Raw genomic sequence first — 16,213 nt, 5'->3', positions numbered from 1 at the left:
TGGCCCGACAGCAGCACCTCCGGCGCGAGCGCGGCGAGGCGCCGGGCCGAGGCCCGCGCCTCCTCCCAGTCGGGGGTGAAATAGGCGGGCGGCCCATGCAGCTCGAGCCGCTGGCGCGCCACCGCATAGGCCTCCTCCTGCCGCACCGTCACCACCGCATCGCCCGCGAGCAGCACCCTGTCCGCCGCGCGCCAGAGCGAGACATGCCCCGGCGCGTGCCCCGGCGTCGCGATCCAGCGCCAGCCCGAAAGGCCCGGCACCGTGCCGTCCGCAGGCAGGTCCGAGAGCCGCGCGCCCACATCGGCAGGCCCCGTGGGATAGAAGGGCGCCGCCCGCGCCATGAGCCCGCCCCCCACCGACGGATCGCCCGGCGGATAGTCCCGCGAGCCGTCGAGATGCGGTCGCTCGGCCGCATGGGCCAGCACCGGCGCATCCCAGACCTCGGCCAGCGTCTCGAGCGCGCCCACATGGTCGAAATGGCCGTGGGTGAGCAGGATCCGCGCCGGCCGCGCCCCCGGCCCGAACAGCGCCTCGGCCGCCCGCCGGATGGCCCCGGCACTGCCCGGCAGGCCCGCATCGACCAAGGTCCAGCCGCGATCCCCCGCCCCGACCTCGCCCAGGAAGGCCACATTCACGATCCCGAGCCGCAGGTAATGCACCCCCGGCGCCACCTGCCAGGTCCGGCCCGGCCCCGGCCGCCGCCGCACCGCACCTTGCGGAAGCGGCAGCTGACGGCCCACCTGCCGCACCTCGGGGCCCGGGTCGGTCAGTGCCGCCGCCAGAAGCGAGAAGGCGCCATAGCCCCCCATCGCGACCCGAGCCTCGAGGGGCAGCCGCCGGTTCAGCGCCGCCGCGCAGAAGCCCGCCCCCTGCATCGCATCGAGCGCCCGGTGCTCGCCGAGGCTCAGCACGCCCGAGGATCCTTCCCCGTATCGGGTGGCGAGGCTGTAGGCCGCGACGAAGGCCCCGGCCGCCGCCAGCGGCCCGGAGAGGTTCCGCGGCCAGCCCGCCGCCCGCGGCCCCAGCACGAGCCCCGCCACCGACAAGGCATCGAGCGCGGCATGAAGCCGGACCGGGATCATCGCCCGTCCCCGCGCCCGGCCGCCGTCCTCTCCCGGCGCGCCTGCGTGGGCTGCGCCTGCGTGGGCTGCGATCTCTCCATCGGGCTCTCCTCCTGCCAGTCGGCGCCGAAACCGCCCGGCGCGCCCGATGTTCCGGCACGCGGGCGGCCTAAGGCCGGGGAACATGCGGCCGCCCGGCCGGTTCACCGCACCCACGGCGCGCCTCTTCCGGGGCGCGCTCCTGCGGAGGCCCTCCCCGGACGCCCCCGCCCCAGCAAGGAGACACCCATGGGACGCGCCCTCATCACCGGAGCCGCGAGCGGCATCGGCCTCGACCTCGCCCGCCTCTGCGCCGCCGACGGGCACGAGCTCATCCTCGTCGACCGTGACCCCGCCCTCGCCACGGTGGCCGAAAGCCTCGCGGCCGAGTCCCTGCCCTTCGATCTCTCCACCCCCGACGGCATCGACGCCGTCTGTGCCCACCTCGAAGGCACCCCGGTGGATCTTCTGTTCCTGAACGCGGGCACCGGCCTCGGGCACGCCTTTCTCGAGCAGCCCGAGGACCGGATCCTCGATCTCCTCGACACCAATGTGGTGGGCACCGCGCTTCTTGCCCGCCGCCTGCTGCCGCCGATGGTGGCGCGCGGCTCGGGCCGGGTGCTCTTCACCGGCTCCATCGCGGGCACGATGCCCGGCACCTTCCAGGCGGCCTACAATGCCAGCAAGGCCTTCGTGAATGCGCTGTCGATCGCGCTGGCCCACGAGCTGCGCGACACGGGCGTCACCGTCACCTGCCTGATGCCGGGGCCCACCGACACCGGCTTCTTCGCCCGCGCGGGCATGCTCGACACGCGCGTGGGCGAGGCGAAGAAGGACGATCCCGCAGAGGTCGCCCGCGCGGGCTACGAGGCGATGCTCAAGGGCCGCGAGCAGGTGACGCCGGGCCTCGCCAACAAGATCCAGAGCACCGCGGCCGAGATCCTGCCCGCGGGCATGGTGGCCGAGATGCACCGGAAGATGGCCGAGCCGAAGGACGGCTGAGGGGGGGCGGTCAGCCCCCCTGATGCGGCTCGAGACGGGGCAGGAACCAGGCCAGAAGCCCGATCAGCGGCAGGAAGGCGCAGATCCGGTAGACCGTCTCGACACCGTAGCTTTCCGCGAGCACGCCGAGGATCGCGGCCGCGATCCCGCCCAGGCCGAAGTTCAGCCCGTAGAACAGCCCGCCGATCAGCCCGATCCGGTTCGGCAGCAGGTCCATCGCATAGATCAGGATCGAGGCGAAGGCGCTCGCCATGATGAGGTTGATCGCCACCGTCAGAATGCCCGTCCAGAAGAGGTCGGCATAGGGCAGCATCAGCGTCAGCGGCAGCGGCCCCAGCACCGAGATCCAGATCACCCGCTGCCGGCCGATCCGGTCGCCCACGATGCCGCCGATCAGCACGCCCCCCGCGGCCGCCACGAGGAACAGGAACAGCATCACCTGCGCCGAGGGGATGGACAGGCCGAACCGCTCCATCAGATAGAAGGTGTAGAACGACCGGAAGCTCTCGCCGTAGGCATTCTTGGCGAACATGAGCAGCGTCAGCACCACGAGGCCCACGGCGATGGTGGCGGGCGCATGGCGCGGTGCCGCGCCCCCCTGCCCCGCCTTGGCCCGGCGCGCGGCGAATTCCGCGCTGATCGCGCGCTGGCGGCTGCCGATCCACGACAGGAGCAGCATGGCCAGCAGGGCGATGACGGCAAAGCCCGCAAGGCTCGGCTGGCCCCAGGGCACGATGACGAGCGCGGCCGCGATCGGCCCGAGCGCGCCGCCCGCCTGCCCGCCCACCTGGAAGATCCCCTGGGCGAGGCCCTGCCGCCCGCCCGCCGCATAGCGGGCCATGCGCGTGGCCTCGGGGTGGAAGATCGACGAGCCGATCCCGATCAGCGCCACCGAGACGAGGATGGTCGCATAGCTCTGGGCATAGGCGAGGCTCACCAGCCCCGAGAGCGTGAACATCATCCCCACCACCGGCGAATAGGGCATGGGCTTGCGGTCGGTCAGCGTTCCCACCACCGGCTGCAGAAGCGAGCCTGCGATCTGGAATGTCATGGTGATCATGCCGATCTGCACGAAGTCGAGCCCGGCGGACTCCTTCAGGATCGGATAGGCGGCGGGGATCAGCGACTGCATCAGGTCGTTGAGCAGATGGGTCAGCCCCAGAACCACCAGCACGGCGAGGTGGGTTCCGGAACGGGTCACGGTCGCGGTTGTCATGTCGGTAACTTCGGCTTTGGATGGGCCCCCGATGGGGCAACCGCCCCACTTGCACATAGACGCCCGCCCGTCGCAAGAGCGCAGACCCCCACCCGCGCCTTTCTCCGCAAGCCGCTCCCCGCCGCAGAGCCACTACGAAAAGATTTTTCACCCCATTCTCGCGCGGAACATTCCCCCTTCCAGCGAACCGATGGCCCGATCCAGTTCCTCCTGCAGGCCGCAGCCCACATCCTCCGCGCGTGTGGGCCGGAAGGGAAATGACCTTGCCTGGTGACCGAGGACGGCCGCCTCCTCCGCGCACGCGGCCCGGAATACATGGTGCAGAAGGACAAGCCGCTCACCTACCCGCCGCCTCCACGCACGCGGGCCGGAAACGCTGCCCCGAATGTGGCAGGGCGCCGTCGCTCACCTCCTCCGCGCGCGTATGGGCCGGAACGGAGAGACCCCTCCCGCGTCGGGCCGCCCGCCGCCGGATGCGCGCCTGCGGCACTGCGCCCATGGTCCTCTGCCCTTCCGCCGCTAGCTTGGCAGGCAGGCAACGACGAGAGACCGATGACCCGCCTCCTGCCCCTCCTCACCCTTCTGGCCGCTCTGGCCTTCGCCGCCTCGCCGCTCACCACGCAGGGCTTCAACGGCTTCACCGCCGACCAATTCCCGATCCCGCAGGTCGATCCGCCGGTGCAGCCCGCAGGCTATGCCTTCGCGATCTGGGGCGCGATCTATCTCTGGCTGATCCTCGGCGCGGGCTTCGGCCTCTGGAAACGCGCCCGCGACCCGGACTGGCAGCGGATGCGGCCCCCGCTGCTGGCGAGCCTCGCCATCGGTGCGGCCTGGATCCCCGTCGCCAATGCCGCCCCCATCGCCGCCACCGCCATGATCTGGGCCATGCTCGCCGGCGCCGTGGCAGCCCTCCTGCGCAGCGGCCCCCACGATCCCTGGTGGCAGCGCGGGCCCATAGCCCTCTATGCGGGATGGCTCACCGCCGCGGCCTGCGTGGCGCTGGGGCTGGTCGCGGCCGGACACGGCCTCCTGTCGGCGCAGGCGGCAGCCCTTGCGGCCCTCGCCCTCGCGCTGGCCTGCGCCCTCGCCGTGATCCTCCGCGGGCCCCGCGCCCCCGCCTACGGCGCAGCCGTGGCCTGGGCGCTCGCGGGCGTGATCCTCGCCAACCTCGCGCCGCTCAACCTGCCCGTCCTGGCCCTCGCCGGAACGGGCGTCCTCCTCGTCGGCGCCCTCACGCTGCGCCGCCTCTGACCGCCTTGTGGCAGCCGCTCCCCGCACCACAAGATACGGAAGATTCTCCTTGCCCGAATCCCGGATCTCGCGCATTCATTTACGCCAAGAGGCGAAGATAACAGAAAATGCCGTAACAAACGGCGGAGAGCGGGATGCAAGTGAAGGAACGGATCGACCGCCTGGTGGGCGATCATGCGGCGCGCCTGTCGGAGCGGCTGATGGCCCACCGGGCGCAGCTCTTCCCGCCGAACGCCCGCAAGGAGCTCCGGCGTTTCACCTCGGGCGAGGTGGCGAACCTTCTCGGCGTCAAGGACGCCTATCTGCGCAAGCTCAGCCTCGAGGGCCGCGGCCCGCAGCCCGAGACGGGCCCCGGCGGGCGCCGCCTCTACCGCTCCGACGACATCATGGAGCTGCGCAAGCTGCTGGAGAAGCGCGCCAAGACCCCCGGCACCTACCTGCCGGGCCGGCGCGAGGGCGACCATCTCCAGGTCATCACCGTGATCAATTTCAAGGGCGGCTCGGGCAAGACCACGACCGCCGCCCACCTCGCGCAGAAACTGGCGCTCGACGGCTACCGGGTGCTGGCCATCGACCTCGATCCCCAGGCCTCGCTGTCGGCGCTGCACGGATTCCAGCCGGAATTCGACCTGCTCGACGGCGGCACGCTCTACGATGCCATCCGCTACGAAGATCCACTGCCGCTCTCGTCGGTGGTGCAGAAAACATATTTCACCGGGCTCGACATCGTTCCCGGCAATCTCGAACTGATGGAATTCGAGCATGACACGCCCCGCGCCCTCTCCGTGCGCGGCGGCAACCTTTTCTTCACCAGGATTTCGGATGCCTTGGCGGAGATCGAATCCGACTACGACGTGGTGGTGATCGACTGCCCGCCGCAGCTGGGGTTCCTCACCATGTCCGCCCTCTCCGCGGCGACGGCCGTGCTCGTCACCGTCCACCCCCAGATGCTCGATGTGATGTCCATGTGCCAGTTCCTGCTCATGACCTCCAACCTGCTCGGCGTGGTGGCCGACGCGGGCGGCGACATGAGCTACGACTGGATGCGCTATCTCGTCACCCGCTACGAGCCGGGCGACGGGCCGCAGAACCAGATGGTGAGCTTCATGCGCTCGCTGTTCGGCGACCATGTGCTGAACCATCCGGTGCTGAAATCGACCGCCATCTCGGATGCGGGCCTGACCAAGCAGACGCTCTACGAGGTGGAGAAAAGCGATTTCACCCGCTCGACCTACGAACGCGCGATCGAGAGCCTGAACGCCGTGAACAAGGAAATCGAGGGGCTGATCCAGACCGCCTGGGGGCGCACATGAGCCGCAAGAACATCCTTCAGGGCCTGATGGCCGGCACCACCTCCCCTGCCCCGGCGGCGGCCGAGCGGCCGAGGGCGACCAAGGGGGCCATCGGCGCCGTCTCGCGCTCGATCGCCGATCTCAAGGCGCGCGCGGTGATCGAGGTCGACCCGTTCCTGATCGACGCGGGCGGGCTGCAGGACCGGCTCGAGAGCGATGCGGCCGAGGATGCCGAACTTGCCCGCTCCATCGCCACCTACGGCCAGCAGGTTCCGGTGCTGGTGCGGCCGCACCCCACCGATGAAAATCGTTTTCAGATCGTCTATGGCCGGCGCCGCGTGCTGGCGCTGCGCGATCTCGGCCAGCCGGTCAAGGCGCTGGTGCGCGATCTCGACGACCGCGAGGCGGTGCTGGCCCAGGGTCAGGAGAACACGGCCCGGCGCGATCTCTCCTTCATCGAGAAGGTGAATTTCGCGCGGCAGATGGCGGATGCGGGCTATGACCGCAAGGCGATCTGCGATGCGCTGTCCGTCGACAAGACCTTGATTTCACGAATGGTTTCCGTGTCGGAGCGGGTGCCCGTCGCCCTGATCGAAGCGATCGGCGCGGCGCCCGGCATCGGCCGCGACCGCTGGCTCGCCCTGGCCGACCTGATGGAGAAGACCGGCGAGGATCCCGACACGCTGATCGGCACCATGTCGCTGACCGCCGAGAGACAGGGGTCGGACCAGAGGTTCGAGGCGCTCTATGCCTATCTGTCGGGCCAAAGGCGGCGCGAGCCCCCTGCCCCGCTGCGCAGCGAGCCGATCAAGGGCCACGACGGCCGGCCCTTGGGCGATGTGAGCCGCGGTGCGGCCTCGGTCGTGCTGCGGCTGCGCCGGAGCCATGCGAAAGGGTTCGAGGAGTGGTTGCTCCAGAACCTGCCCGATCTTCACCGTTCCTGGGAAAGCGATCGGAACGGGAAGTAACCACGCCCCGCAACCCACAGAGAAAGGAGCACGACCGGCAGAACGAAAAAGCCCCCCAGGACATGACATCCCGAGAGGCCCATTCTTGATCTAGCACCTCGAGAATAGCTGCGGGACTGCACGGCTGTCAACACCTCCCGGGTGGCCGGATCTCTTTTGCTGCGTGACATCGCCATGCACCACATTTCCCTGACGCCCTTCGGGCGCCAGCCGGTGACGGCTGGGATCCTCGCGAGCCAGCGGCTCGCCGAGGCGCGCTCTCCCCTGCCCGAGATCGATAAATGGGCGCTGTTCGCCGACCTGCGCACCGCCCGCACCCGTTTCGGCGTCTCGGACCGGGATCTGGCGGTGCTCTATGCGCTGTTGAGCTTTCTGCCCGGCCGGGTTCTGTCCGATGCGGCACCGCTCGTGGTTTTTCCGTCGAATGCCAGCCTTTCGGAGCGGGCCCATGGCATGGCCGAGAGCACGCTGCGCCGTCATCTCGCGGCGCTGATCGAGGCAGGGCTCGTGGCGCGGCGCGACAGTGCCAACGGCAAGCGCTATGCCCACCGCAATCGCGCGGGCGAGCTGGTGACGGCCTATGGCTTCGACCTGCGCCCCCTCCTCGTCCGGGCGGCCGAGATCGCCGAGACGGCGGCGGCCCTCGAGGCCGAAGCCGAAGCAGTGGCGCGGGCCCGGACGGCGCTGGTGCTGAAGCTCCGCGATGCGACCAAGCTCGCCGCCTATGCCGACCCGGAGGGCCGCGCGGCGGGGATCGAGCCGCGGCTGATGCCGATCCGGCGCGCCCTGCGCCGGCGGCTGACGCTGGCCGATCTGGCAGAGATGGCGCGGACACTGGACCTCGTGCTTGGGGAGATCCGGCGGGTGCTGGTGCTCCGCGCGGCGGAAATGGACGGCACAGGCGGTCGGATCGGGCGGCACCATACAGAGTCAAAGACAGATTCTACTGATCTTGAAGGCGGGCATGGCTGTGGAAAAGCCGACGGCAGCGCCGAGCACCCCTGCCGAGACATGGGCAGCGAGAGTCGGGACGAAGAGGCTAACGGAGCCTCACACCACCGGACGGACCCTGACGAAACACAAACTGCGAAGCGCCGCCTGACAGAGGGCCGCGAGGATCAGCGGCCTGCCCCGACACTTCCGCTTGGGCTTGTCCTGAAAGCCTGCCCGGATCTGGAGCCCTATGCGCCGGAGATCCGCAGCTGGCGCGACCTGACCGCCGCCGCGAGTCGTCTGCGGGGCATGATGGGGATCACGCCGTCCGCCTGGGAAGAGGCCAAAGTGGAAATGGGCGCCGAGGCGGCATCCGTCGCTCTTGCCGCGATCCTGCAACGCTTCGCCTCGATCCGGAATCCCGGCGGCTATCTCCGGGCCCTCACCCGCCGCGCCAGCGAGGGGGCCTTCTCGCCCACGCCAATGATCATGGCGCTGCTGGCCGAGTCGCGTGTGGCCGCGTGAGGCGACCTCGGAGGAGCGGATCCGGGTCGGTTGAGCAGGATTGCAGCTTCGAGCGGTGGACAGGCTCGGCAGTGGAGCGAGACCTCTGCTTCTGGTCGTGCGGTGGTGAGGAGTAGTTTGTCTCCTTGTTTGTGTCTTGGGGACGGTCGGTCTTGACTGGGGTCGGCGGCGCTGATGCGGCGGGCTTCGGAAGTTGACAGCTGTCAACTCGGAAAGCAGCTCCAGGACGACCTCCGGGGGTGCGGCGATTGCCGGCGCCGGAATGGGATGGACTGTTCTTCGATGTGAAGCGGGCGAGCGTCGCTTGCGGAACCTCTTCGGCTGGGTGGCGGGGTTCGGATGGAAATCGGATGGAAAGTTGACAGCTGTCAACTTTCGAGAGGATGTCCTCGCGCTGCAGATCATAGGCTGCACAGTCACTGTCATGACGTTGAAAAATGCGGAAAATTGATTGGATTTGACCAGTTGCGGCCCCGCCCCCTTGGCGATCTAGGGATCGACGCGAGAAGCCTAGACGGTGAGTTACGGGAGCAGGTGGCCGATCTCGCGCAGGAATCCAGCGTTATCGCCGAGGTTCGGGCGTTCGGCCGTTGCGCGGTCGCGGCAGGCGCTCGATGCGCCTGAGGTGCGGTCTCGGCGGCGCGTTCAGTCGCGGCCGCTGCGCTTCGAGGCTGGACGAGAGGCAGACATGACGCGCGCCGGTCGCCGGATCCGGCTTGGCCGCGGCGTGGATCTGCAGCGTGTCGAAGCCGGGTTTGCGGTCTGAGCTCCTTCCAGATTGAAGAAACGTGTCGTGTGCGCTTCCGGCGGCCAAAGGGTGAGAGACATCGCAAGCTGCGGCGCGCCGTGCCGGGATGCGCGTGTCACCGGGTTTTGGACTCCTCTCCAGAAGTCAAGGCGGTTTGGCCGTGCATCGGGGCGCTGCTCTCAGGAGGAGCCGCAAAGATAGTGGGGCCGGATCGCCCGTTGAGAGGGGTTTGGCGGGAGTGTCGAAAGGGCTCGGCTGTGGAGCCATGAGCTCTTGGGGACAGGAGCGCACTGCCTGAATGCGCAGGTCTTACGCAGGAGTTTCGGGCGGGTTCGCCGCTACACTCACCCCGCCCGAACCGGCGTCCCCGGTTGCCCGATTCAGTTACGGAACTGCCCGGCTCACACTCCGTCCGTCCGGCTGCTCGGGCTGTTCGCCTTCTGGCTCTTGGCAGCCCGGTTGTGAGTGCGCGGCAGCTGGGTGGTGGACGGGAGCAACCGCCGGAGCAAAGGGTGTGACTACGCGAGCTCTTGGCCCGGCAAGGGTCGCACGGGTCGGCCTCAGCATTCCCACGGTGGGAGCGGGAGGTCGCGGTGGCTGTGAGGAGACTTCGGCAACCGCCGGTCTTAAAGGCCAGCGCACGAGCGTTTCGAGCTTCGCCGGGCTTGGCGGCGGGGGCGGGATGGCGCTGTGGGCGATGCCTTTTGTCACCGCAGAGCAGCGCAAGCCCGGTTGCCGGCACCGGCGAACAGTGGCACGCAGAGCATAGCGGAGCTCGGGGGGCTGAGGCAGACAGACATTTCGGGGCGATGGTTCGGGCTTTTCCCGGCACCGTTCAAGTTCGTCCGGGGCCGACGGGCAGAAGCACGTTCTGCAAGGCCGTGTTCGGGGATCGAGGCAGGCTGACAGTGCGGGACGGGGCCCTCGGGCCTGCGAAGCGAAAGCAGGCTCGGCCGCCTGGGCCGGCGCGAAGGGACAGGTCGTGCAGGGCCTCGTTCGAGTACGGAAGGAGACGGGCGCTGCGGGACGGGGCCTCGGGCCTGTGAAGCGAAAGCCGGCTCGGCCGCCTGGGCTGGTGCGAAGGGACAGGTCGTACAGGGCCTCCTTTGGGTGCGGTGGGCCGCTGGGGCCGCTGCACAGGGGCGCTCCGTGCATGAGTGCGCCGGGAGCGGAGGCGGGCTGACGCTGCGGGGCAGACGCAGGCGGATGCTTCTCGACGGGGCAGGCTGAGGGGCAGGGTGCTCGGGCGGTGCAGCGCGGGGCAGGCTCACGCCGCCCGGAGGGATCTGCGCCTCGGCGGGGGGCGGTCCGCCGGCAGGCGTGGGTCAGGCGCGGCCGGAGCGCTTGAGGGACATGCTGTATTCGAACCGGTCGCCGGGATGCTGGCTTACGCTGATGTAAACGGGGCGGCCGACCGAGAGGTAGCGGCGCACGATCTCGAGCGCGGGCTCGCCGGCTTCGGCGGAGGTGGCGCGGGCGGCGGTTTCGGAGAGCCGCACCGGCCGGATGATCTGGCGCACCTCGTCGACCTCGACGCCATAGTGCCGCGCGATCAGGTCGGCGATCAGACCCGGATGGCCCGCGACCTCGTCCACGACGCCGGCATAGGCGGCATCGATGTAATTGTCGGTCCAGCAGATCGGCGGCGCGGCGCCGGCCGGGTCGCGCCGGATCACCGAAACGTCGATCCACCGGCTGCCCGGGCGGCAGCCGAGGCGCCGGGCGAGGCGGTCGTCGGCGACGATCTCGGCGGTCGAGATCACCTCGCGCAGGGTGGCCCGGCCGAAATGGGCCAGTTCCTCGAGCGAGCTCGTCGAAGCATCGTAGGGGCGCGGCTCGGCGGCATTGACGCGGGTGCCCACGCCCTTCTGGCGCGTGACGAGCCCGAGGGCCACGAGGCGGTTCAGCGCCGAGCGGACCGTGGCGCGGCTGAGGCGGCGCTCGGCCGCGATCTCGAGCTCGGTCGGAAGCAGGCTTCCCACGGGGTAGGTGCCGCCGCGGATCTCGCGAATCAGTTCGTCGGACAGTTCGGCATAGATGGGGCGGCTGGCCATTCCGGTCTCCTTTGCGCCGCATCCTGTCAGGCGGCTTGACTCCCGGCAATCCGGTTCACTATGTTCGGACAAACATATATGTTCGGACATACGCATGGAAGGAGGAGTCCATGTCGACTGGGAACGGTGAGGCGGGGGTAACCTCCGCCGTGGAGGATGCCGAGAAGTTCGATTTCGGCTCGAAGGTGCGGCAGCTGGGCGGCTGGCAGAAGGCCATGGTGGGGGCGCTCTGCGTGCTCTATGCGGCCTTCCATCTTGCGGTGCTGAATGTGGTGCAGCTCGACGCCTGGGTGTTCCGGGCGCTGCATGTGAATGTGGCCGCCGTGATCGCCTTCGCGCTCTATGCGCCGTTCGGGCGGCCGGGCACGCGGGTGCCGGCCCTCGACTGGGCGCTGTCGGCGGTGGCGCTGGCCGCGGCGGGCTACATCTGGTGGAACCTCGAGGCGCTGGTGCTGCGCACGGGCGTGCTGATGACGACGACGGATGTGGTGGTGGCCACGCTCGGGATCGTCGCGGTGATCGAGTTCGCGCGCCGCACCTCGGGGCTGGCGCTGCCGATCCTTGCCGGGCTGTTCATCCTCTACGGCTTCTGCGGGCCCTGGCTGCCGGGGGTGCTCTACCACCGCGGCTACGGGTTCGGCGAATTCACCACCTTCGTCTATTCGATGGAGGGGATCTTCGGGATCACGACCGCGGCGGCCGCGCTCTACATCGTGCTCTTCGTGCTGTTCGCGGCCTTCCTGCAGGTCTCGAAAGTGGGCGATTTCTTCATGAACCTCGCCTTCGGCGCCTTCGGGCAGCTGCGGGGCGGGCCGGCCAAGGTCTCGCTCTTCGGCTCGATCCTGTTCGGGATGATCTCGGGATCCGGGGTGGCCAATGTGGTGGCCTCGGGCACCTTCACCATCCCGGTGATGAAGCGCGTGGGCTACCGGCCGGCGAGTGCCGGGGCCATCGAGGCGGCGGCCTCGACCGGCGGGCAGCTCACGCCGCCGATCATGGGGGCAGGGGCCTTCATCATGGCCGAGGTGACGGGCATTCCCTACACCACGATCATCGCCGCGGCGCTGATCCCCTGCCTGCTCTATTACTTCGCGGTCTATATCCATATCGACCTCGAGGCCCGCAAGGAGGGGATCGAGGGGCTGCCGCGGTCGGAGCTGCCGAAGCTGCGCCCGATGGCGCGGGATGCCTTCGTGCTGGCGCCGCTGGCGCTGCTGATCGTGTTCCTGTTCGCGGGCTTCTCGATCATCTCGGCCGGGTCCTGGGGGATCGCGGTGGCGGTGCTCGTGATGCTGCAGCAGCGGCTGGGGATCGACAGCCGGATCCATGCGGTGCCGATCCTGTCGGTGCTTGCGACGGTGATCCTGGTGCCGGGGCTTGCGGCCAACAGCCACGGGCTGATCGCCGTCGGGGCGGGGCTCGCGGGAGTGCTGGCGCTGGCCGCGCGGGGGGCGCGCGCGGGGATCGGAGGCGCGCTGCAGGGCACGCTCGCCGACGTGATCGAGGCGCTCTCCATCGGCACGCGGCAGTCGCTGCAGCTGGCGGCGGTCTGCGCCTGCGCGGGGATCGTGGTGGGGGTGATCGGGCTGACGGGGCTCGGCGGGCGGTTCTCGTCGCTGCTGCTGGGCGTGGCGGGGCAGAGCGAGTTCTTCGCGCTGGTCTTCGCCATGCTGATCGCGCTGATCCTCGGGATGGGGATGCCCACGACGGCCGCCTATGCGATCGCGGCCTCGGTGGTGGCGCCGGCGCTGCAGCGGATGGGGCTCGGCGTGCTGCCGGTGCATCTGTTCATCTTCTACTATGCCGTGATCTCGACCATCACGCCGCCCATCGCGCTGTCGGCCTTTGCGGGGGCGGCGCTGGCGGGGGCGGACCCGTGGAAGACCTCGTTCAAGGCGGTGCGCTACGGGATCGCGGCCTTCATCGTGCCGTTCCTGTTCATCCACAATCAGGGTGTGCTGCTGGAGGGCGGCCTCCTCGAGATCGTGCGCACGACGCTGACGGCGACCATCGGCGTCTGGGCGCTGGCGACGGCGAGCGAGGGCTGGCTCTCGGGGCGGCTGCCGGTGCTGTTCCGGCTGGGCTTCGCGGTGGCGGCGCTCCTGCTGATTGCGGGCGACATCTACACCGATCTCGCGGGCCTCGTGCTGTGCGGCGCGCTCGTGGCGCTGCGCCTGGCCCGTGCCCGCGCCGGGCGCGCGGCCTGACTTCACCGAGACTGATCCAAGGGAGGACACCATGATCAGACGCAGCTTCATCGGGCTGGGCCTTGCCCTGCTCGCCGGAACCACGGCGCTTGCGCAGGAGGCCGACCGGTCGGGCTGGCCGGGCACGGTGGTGATCGGCACCGCCTCGCCGGGGGGCACCCACGCCATCTACGGGCAGGGGATCGCGAGCGTGATCTCGGCCCATGTGGGCGTGCCCGCCTCGACCCAGCAGACGCAGGGGCCGACGCAGAACCTCGTGCTCGTCCATGGCGGGCGGATCGACATCGGCCTGACCACGATGGGGCCGGCCTACGAGGCGATGCAGGGCGAGCTCGACCTCGATCCGGGCACGGCATACGACGACATCCGCGCGCTCTTCCCGATGTATGTCACCCCCTTCCAGGCGGCGGCGCTGGAGCGGAGCGGCATCACCTCGGTGTCCGATCTCGCGGGCAAGACGGTGGGCGCGGGCCCGCGCGGCGGCACGGGCGGCACCTACTGGGCGCGCTGGTTCGAGGCGCTGGACCTGTCGGTCGATGTCCAGAACGGCCCCCTGGGCGACCAGACCTCGCAGCTGGCCGACGGGCGGCTCGACGCGGTGACGACTGCCGCGGGCCTGCCCATCGCGGCCTTCAGCGAACTGGAGACGCTGGCGCCCACCGTCTTCTTCGGCCTGTCGGCGGAAGAGATCGGCAAGCTGAAGGCCACGGTGCCCTATGCCGAGGAATTCACCATCCCGGCCGGCACCTACAGCGCGCAGAAGGAGGACATCTCCACCCTCGCGATGTGGAACGTGGCCTTCACCAATTCGGAGATGTCGGAAAGCCTCGCCTACGAGATCGTCAAGGCGGTGTTCGAGAACCACGACGAGATGGTGGCGACCCATGCCTCGGCGGCCGAGACGCTGCTCGAGAATGTCACCCAGAACGGCTTCATGCCCTACCACCCGGGCGCCGTGCGCTACTACCGCGAGCAGGGCATCGACCTGCCCGAGGCGGTGATCCCGGCCGAGATGAAGTGAGGACGAGATGACGGGAAGACCAGCCAGGGTCAGCGCCATCGACAGCCCGATCTGGGGGCGCAGCTTCGCCGATGACGAGATGCGCGCGCTCTTCGACGGCGAGGCCTATATCGCGCGCTGCATCGAGACCGAAGTGGCGCTCGCCCGGGCGCAGGCCCGGCTGGGCATCATCCCCGCGGAGGCGGCCGAGGGCATCTCGGCCGCGGCCGGGGGGCTGCGGCTCGACATGGAGCGGCTGCGCCACGAGACCGAGATCGTGGGCTATCCGATCCTGCCCATCGTCGAGCAGCTCGCCGCCGCGGCGGGGGGCGCAGGGCGCTATCTGCATTGGGGCGCCACCACGCAGGACATCATGGACACGGCCACCGTGCTCCAGATGCGCGAGGGGCTGGCGCTGATCGGCCGGAGGCTCGATGCGGTGCGGGCGGCGCTGGCGGGGCTTGCGCGCACCCATCGCGACACGCCCATGGCAGGGCGCACCCACATGCAGCACGCGCTGCCGGTGACCTTCGGCTACAAGGCCGCCGTCTGGCTTTCGGCGCTGGACCGCCATGCGGTGCGGATCGAGGAACTGGCGCCGCGGCTTCTGGTGGTGGAATTCTCGGGCGCGTCTGGCACGCTCGCCTCGCTCTCGGGGCGCGGGCTCGAGGTGCAGGCGGCGCTTGCGCACGAGCTGGGCCTCGGCGTGCCCTCGATCACCTGGCATTCGGTGCGCGACTGCGTGACGGAGGCCGTGCAGCTGATGGCGCTGATCTCGGCCAGCCTCGCGAAGATCGCCTTCGACGTGTCGATCATGATGACGAGCGAGCTGGGCGAGGTCTCCGAGCCCTTCGTGCGCCATCGCGGCGCCTCGAGCACCATGCCGCAGAAGCAGAACCCCGTTTCGTGCGAGCTGATCCTCGCGGGCTCGAAGCTGGTGCGCAACCATGCGACCGCCATGCTCGATGCGATGGTGCATGATTTCGAGCGGGCGACCGGGCCGTGGCATCTGGAATGGTCGGCGGTGCCCGAGGCCTTCGCGCTGACCTCGGGGGCGCTGGCGCAGGCCGAGTTCATGCTGGCGGGGCTTGTCGTCCATCCGGCGGCCATGGCGCGCAATCTGGGCCAGTCGCGCGGGTTGATCGTGGCCGAGGCGGTGATGATGGCGCTGGCGCCCCACACCGGGCGGAAGGAGGCGCATGACATCGTCTATGCCGGCTGCCGGCGGGCGGTGGAGGAGGAGGCCGCGCTCTGCGAGGTGCTCTTGACCATGCCCGATGTGGCGGGCCCGCTCGGCGAGGCGGCGATCCGGCGGCTGACCGATCCCGCGGCCTATCTGGGCGAGGCGCCCGAGATGGTCGACCGGCTGCTGGCGGGCCGATGAGGGTGCGGCTGGAGGAGGATGCCTTCGGCGCGGTCGAGATCCCCGAGGGCCGGCTCTGGGGCGCGCAGACCCAGCGCGCGCTCGCGGTGTTCGGGGCGAGCGGTCCGCGGCTGCCGGTGGCGGTGATCCGGGCCTTCGCCGCGCAGAAGGCGGCGGCGGCGCGGGCGAACCTCGCGCTCGGGATGCTAGACGCCGAGCGCGCGGGGCTGATCCTTGCCGCCTGCGAGCGGCTGGGGCAGGGGGCCTTCGACGACCATTTCCCGTTGCCGGTCTGGCAGACCGGCAGCGGCACCCAGACCAACATGAACGTGAACGAGGTGCTGGCCAATGCCGCCAACATGGCGGCGGGGCAGGGGCCCGGGACGCGCGCGCCGGTCCATCCGAACGATCACGTCAACCGCAGCCAGTCCTCGAACGACAGTTTCCCGACCGTGATGCAGATCGCGGCGGTGGCCGAGGCGCGCGGGCGGCTCGCGCCCGAGCTCGCGCGGATGGCGGACGCGCTCGAGGAGCGGGCGGCGGCCTTCGCGGGC

At 69.9% G+C, this 16,213-nt stretch carries 12 protein-coding genes; 9 read left to right on the top strand and 3 right to left on the bottom strand.

Annotated elements, in window-relative coordinates:
• Positions 1-1,082 (bottom strand): MBL fold metallo-hydrolase (locus tag A9O63_RS18060; RefSeq protein ID WP_069333159.1); only part of this gene is annotated, 1,082 nt, incomplete at its 3' end.
• Between the two features lie 267 nt (positions 1,083-1,349).
• Here A9O63_RS18060 and A9O63_RS18055 point away from each other — a divergent pair.
• A complete protein-coding gene (locus A9O63_RS18055; protein WP_069333158.1) occupies positions 1,350-2,102 on the top strand; it encodes an SDR family NAD(P)-dependent oxidoreductase in 753 nt (250 codons plus the stop codon).
• A 10-nt stretch (positions 2,103-2,112) separates the two neighbouring features.
• On the opposite strand, the gene A9O63_RS18050 is transcribed toward A9O63_RS18055, so the two are convergent.
• Positions 2,113-3,318, bottom strand: coding sequence for an MFS transporter (locus A9O63_RS18050; RefSeq protein WP_069333157.1), 1,206 nt, complete (start codon positions 3,316-3,318; stop codon positions 2,113-2,115).
• 552 nt (positions 3,319-3,870) lie between these two features.
• Between A9O63_RS18050 and A9O63_RS18045 the strand changes: the two genes are divergently transcribed.
• The 4 genes from A9O63_RS18045 (at position 3,871) to repC (ending at position 8,287) form a co-directional block, all read left to right on the top strand.
• On the top strand, positions 3,871-4,569 hold the full coding sequence (locus A9O63_RS18045; RefSeq protein WP_069333156.1) for a hypothetical protein: 699 nt from the start codon (positions 3,871-3,873) through the stop codon (positions 4,567-4,569).
• A gap of 134 nt (positions 4,570-4,703) precedes the next feature.
• Positions 4,704-5,882: a plasmid partitioning protein RepA gene (repA, locus tag A9O63_RS18040; RefSeq protein WP_069333155.1), complete on the top strand. Its 1,179-nt coding sequence runs from the start codon at positions 4,704-4,706 to the stop codon at positions 5,880-5,882.
• A complete protein-coding gene (repB, locus tag A9O63_RS18035; protein ID WP_069333154.1) occupies positions 5,879-6,829 on the top strand; it encodes a plasmid partitioning protein RepB in 951 nt (316 codons plus the stop codon). Before repA ends, repB begins: the two co-directional genes overlap by 4 nt.
• A gap of 174 nt (positions 6,830-7,003) precedes the next feature.
• Positions 7,004-8,287, top strand: a complete 1,284-nt coding sequence (repC, locus tag A9O63_RS18030; protein WP_069333160.1) for a plasmid replication protein RepC — start codon at positions 7,004-7,006, stop codon at positions 8,285-8,287.
• Positions 8,288-10,360: 2,073 nt separating this feature from the next.
• Here repC and A9O63_RS18025 read toward each other — a convergent pair.
• Positions 10,361-11,089: a GntR family transcriptional regulator gene (locus A9O63_RS18025; RefSeq protein ID WP_069333153.1), complete on the bottom strand. Its 729-nt coding sequence runs from the start codon at positions 11,087-11,089 to the stop codon at positions 10,361-10,363.
• A gap of 110 nt (positions 11,090-11,199) precedes the next feature.
• Here A9O63_RS18025 and A9O63_RS18020 point away from each other — a divergent pair, with 110 nt between their 5' ends.
• From A9O63_RS18020 to A9O63_RS18005, 4 genes are all read left to right on the top strand, one after another.
• Positions 11,200-13,296 carry a TRAP transporter permease gene (locus A9O63_RS18020; RefSeq protein ID WP_069333152.1) on the top strand — a complete coding sequence of 699 codons (2,097 nt, stop codon included), beginning with the start codon at positions 11,200-11,202 and terminating at the stop codon, positions 13,294-13,296.
• Between the two features lie 31 nt (positions 13,297-13,327).
• Complete coding sequence (locus A9O63_RS18015; RefSeq protein ID WP_069333151.1) at positions 13,328-14,317, top strand: TAXI family TRAP transporter solute-binding subunit; 990 nt, start codon at positions 13,328-13,330, stop codon at positions 14,315-14,317.
• A gap of 7 nt (positions 14,318-14,324) precedes the next feature.
• The gene (locus A9O63_RS18010; protein ID WP_069333150.1) at positions 14,325-15,680 is read left to right on the top strand and encodes a class-II fumarase/aspartase family protein; all 1,356 of its coding nucleotides are present in this window, start codon (positions 14,325-14,327) and stop codon (positions 15,678-15,680) included.
• Positions 15,677-16,213, top strand: a 537-nt coding sequence (locus A9O63_RS18005; protein WP_268874951.1) for a lyase family protein, incomplete at its 3' end; no start/stop codon positions are given. The genes A9O63_RS18010 and A9O63_RS18005, both read left to right, overlap by 4 nt.

Source organism: Cereibacter johrii (assembly GCF_001720585.1).
GTDB classification, from domain to species: Bacteria; Pseudomonadota; Alphaproteobacteria; order Rhodobacterales; family Rhodobacteraceae; genus Cereibacter_A; species Cereibacter_A johrii.
Note: the sequence above shows the minus strand (reverse complement) of the source record. Positions and strands in the feature narration are given on the sequence as shown.

Excerpts from the sequence above, each read along its gene's own strand:
- A9O63_RS18055 (WP_069333158.1), top strand. The coding sequence starts at position 1,350 with ATGGGACGCGCCCTCATCACCGGAGCCGCGAGCGGCATCGGCCTCGAC.
- A9O63_RS18050 (WP_069333157.1), bottom strand. The coding sequence starts at position 3,318 with ATGACAACCGCGACCGTGACCCGTTCCGGAACCCACCTCGCCGTGCTG.
- A9O63_RS18045 (WP_069333156.1), top strand. The coding sequence starts at position 3,871 with ATGACCCGCCTCCTGCCCCTCCTCACCCTTCTGGCCGCTCTGGCCTTC.
- repA (WP_069333155.1), top strand. The coding sequence starts at position 4,704 with ATGCAAGTGAAGGAACGGATCGACCGCCTGGTGGGCGATCATGCGGCG.
- repB (WP_069333154.1), top strand. The coding sequence starts at position 5,879 with ATGAGCCGCAAGAACATCCTTCAGGGCCTGATGGCCGGCACCACCTCC.
- repC (WP_069333160.1), top strand. The coding sequence starts at position 7,004 with ATGCACCACATTTCCCTGACGCCCTTCGGGCGCCAGCCGGTGACGGCT.
- A9O63_RS18025 (WP_069333153.1), bottom strand. The coding sequence starts at position 11,089 with ATGGCCAGCCGCCCCATCTATGCCGAACTGTCCGACGAACTGATTCGC.
- A9O63_RS18020 (WP_069333152.1), top strand. The coding sequence starts at position 11,200 with ATGTCGACTGGGAACGGTGAGGCGGGGGTAACCTCCGCCGTGGAGGAT.
- A9O63_RS18015 (WP_069333151.1), top strand. The coding sequence starts at position 13,328 with ATGATCAGACGCAGCTTCATCGGGCTGGGCCTTGCCCTGCTCGCCGGA.
- A9O63_RS18010 (WP_069333150.1), top strand. The coding sequence starts at position 14,325 with ATGACGGGAAGACCAGCCAGGGTCAGCGCCATCGACAGCCCGATCTGG.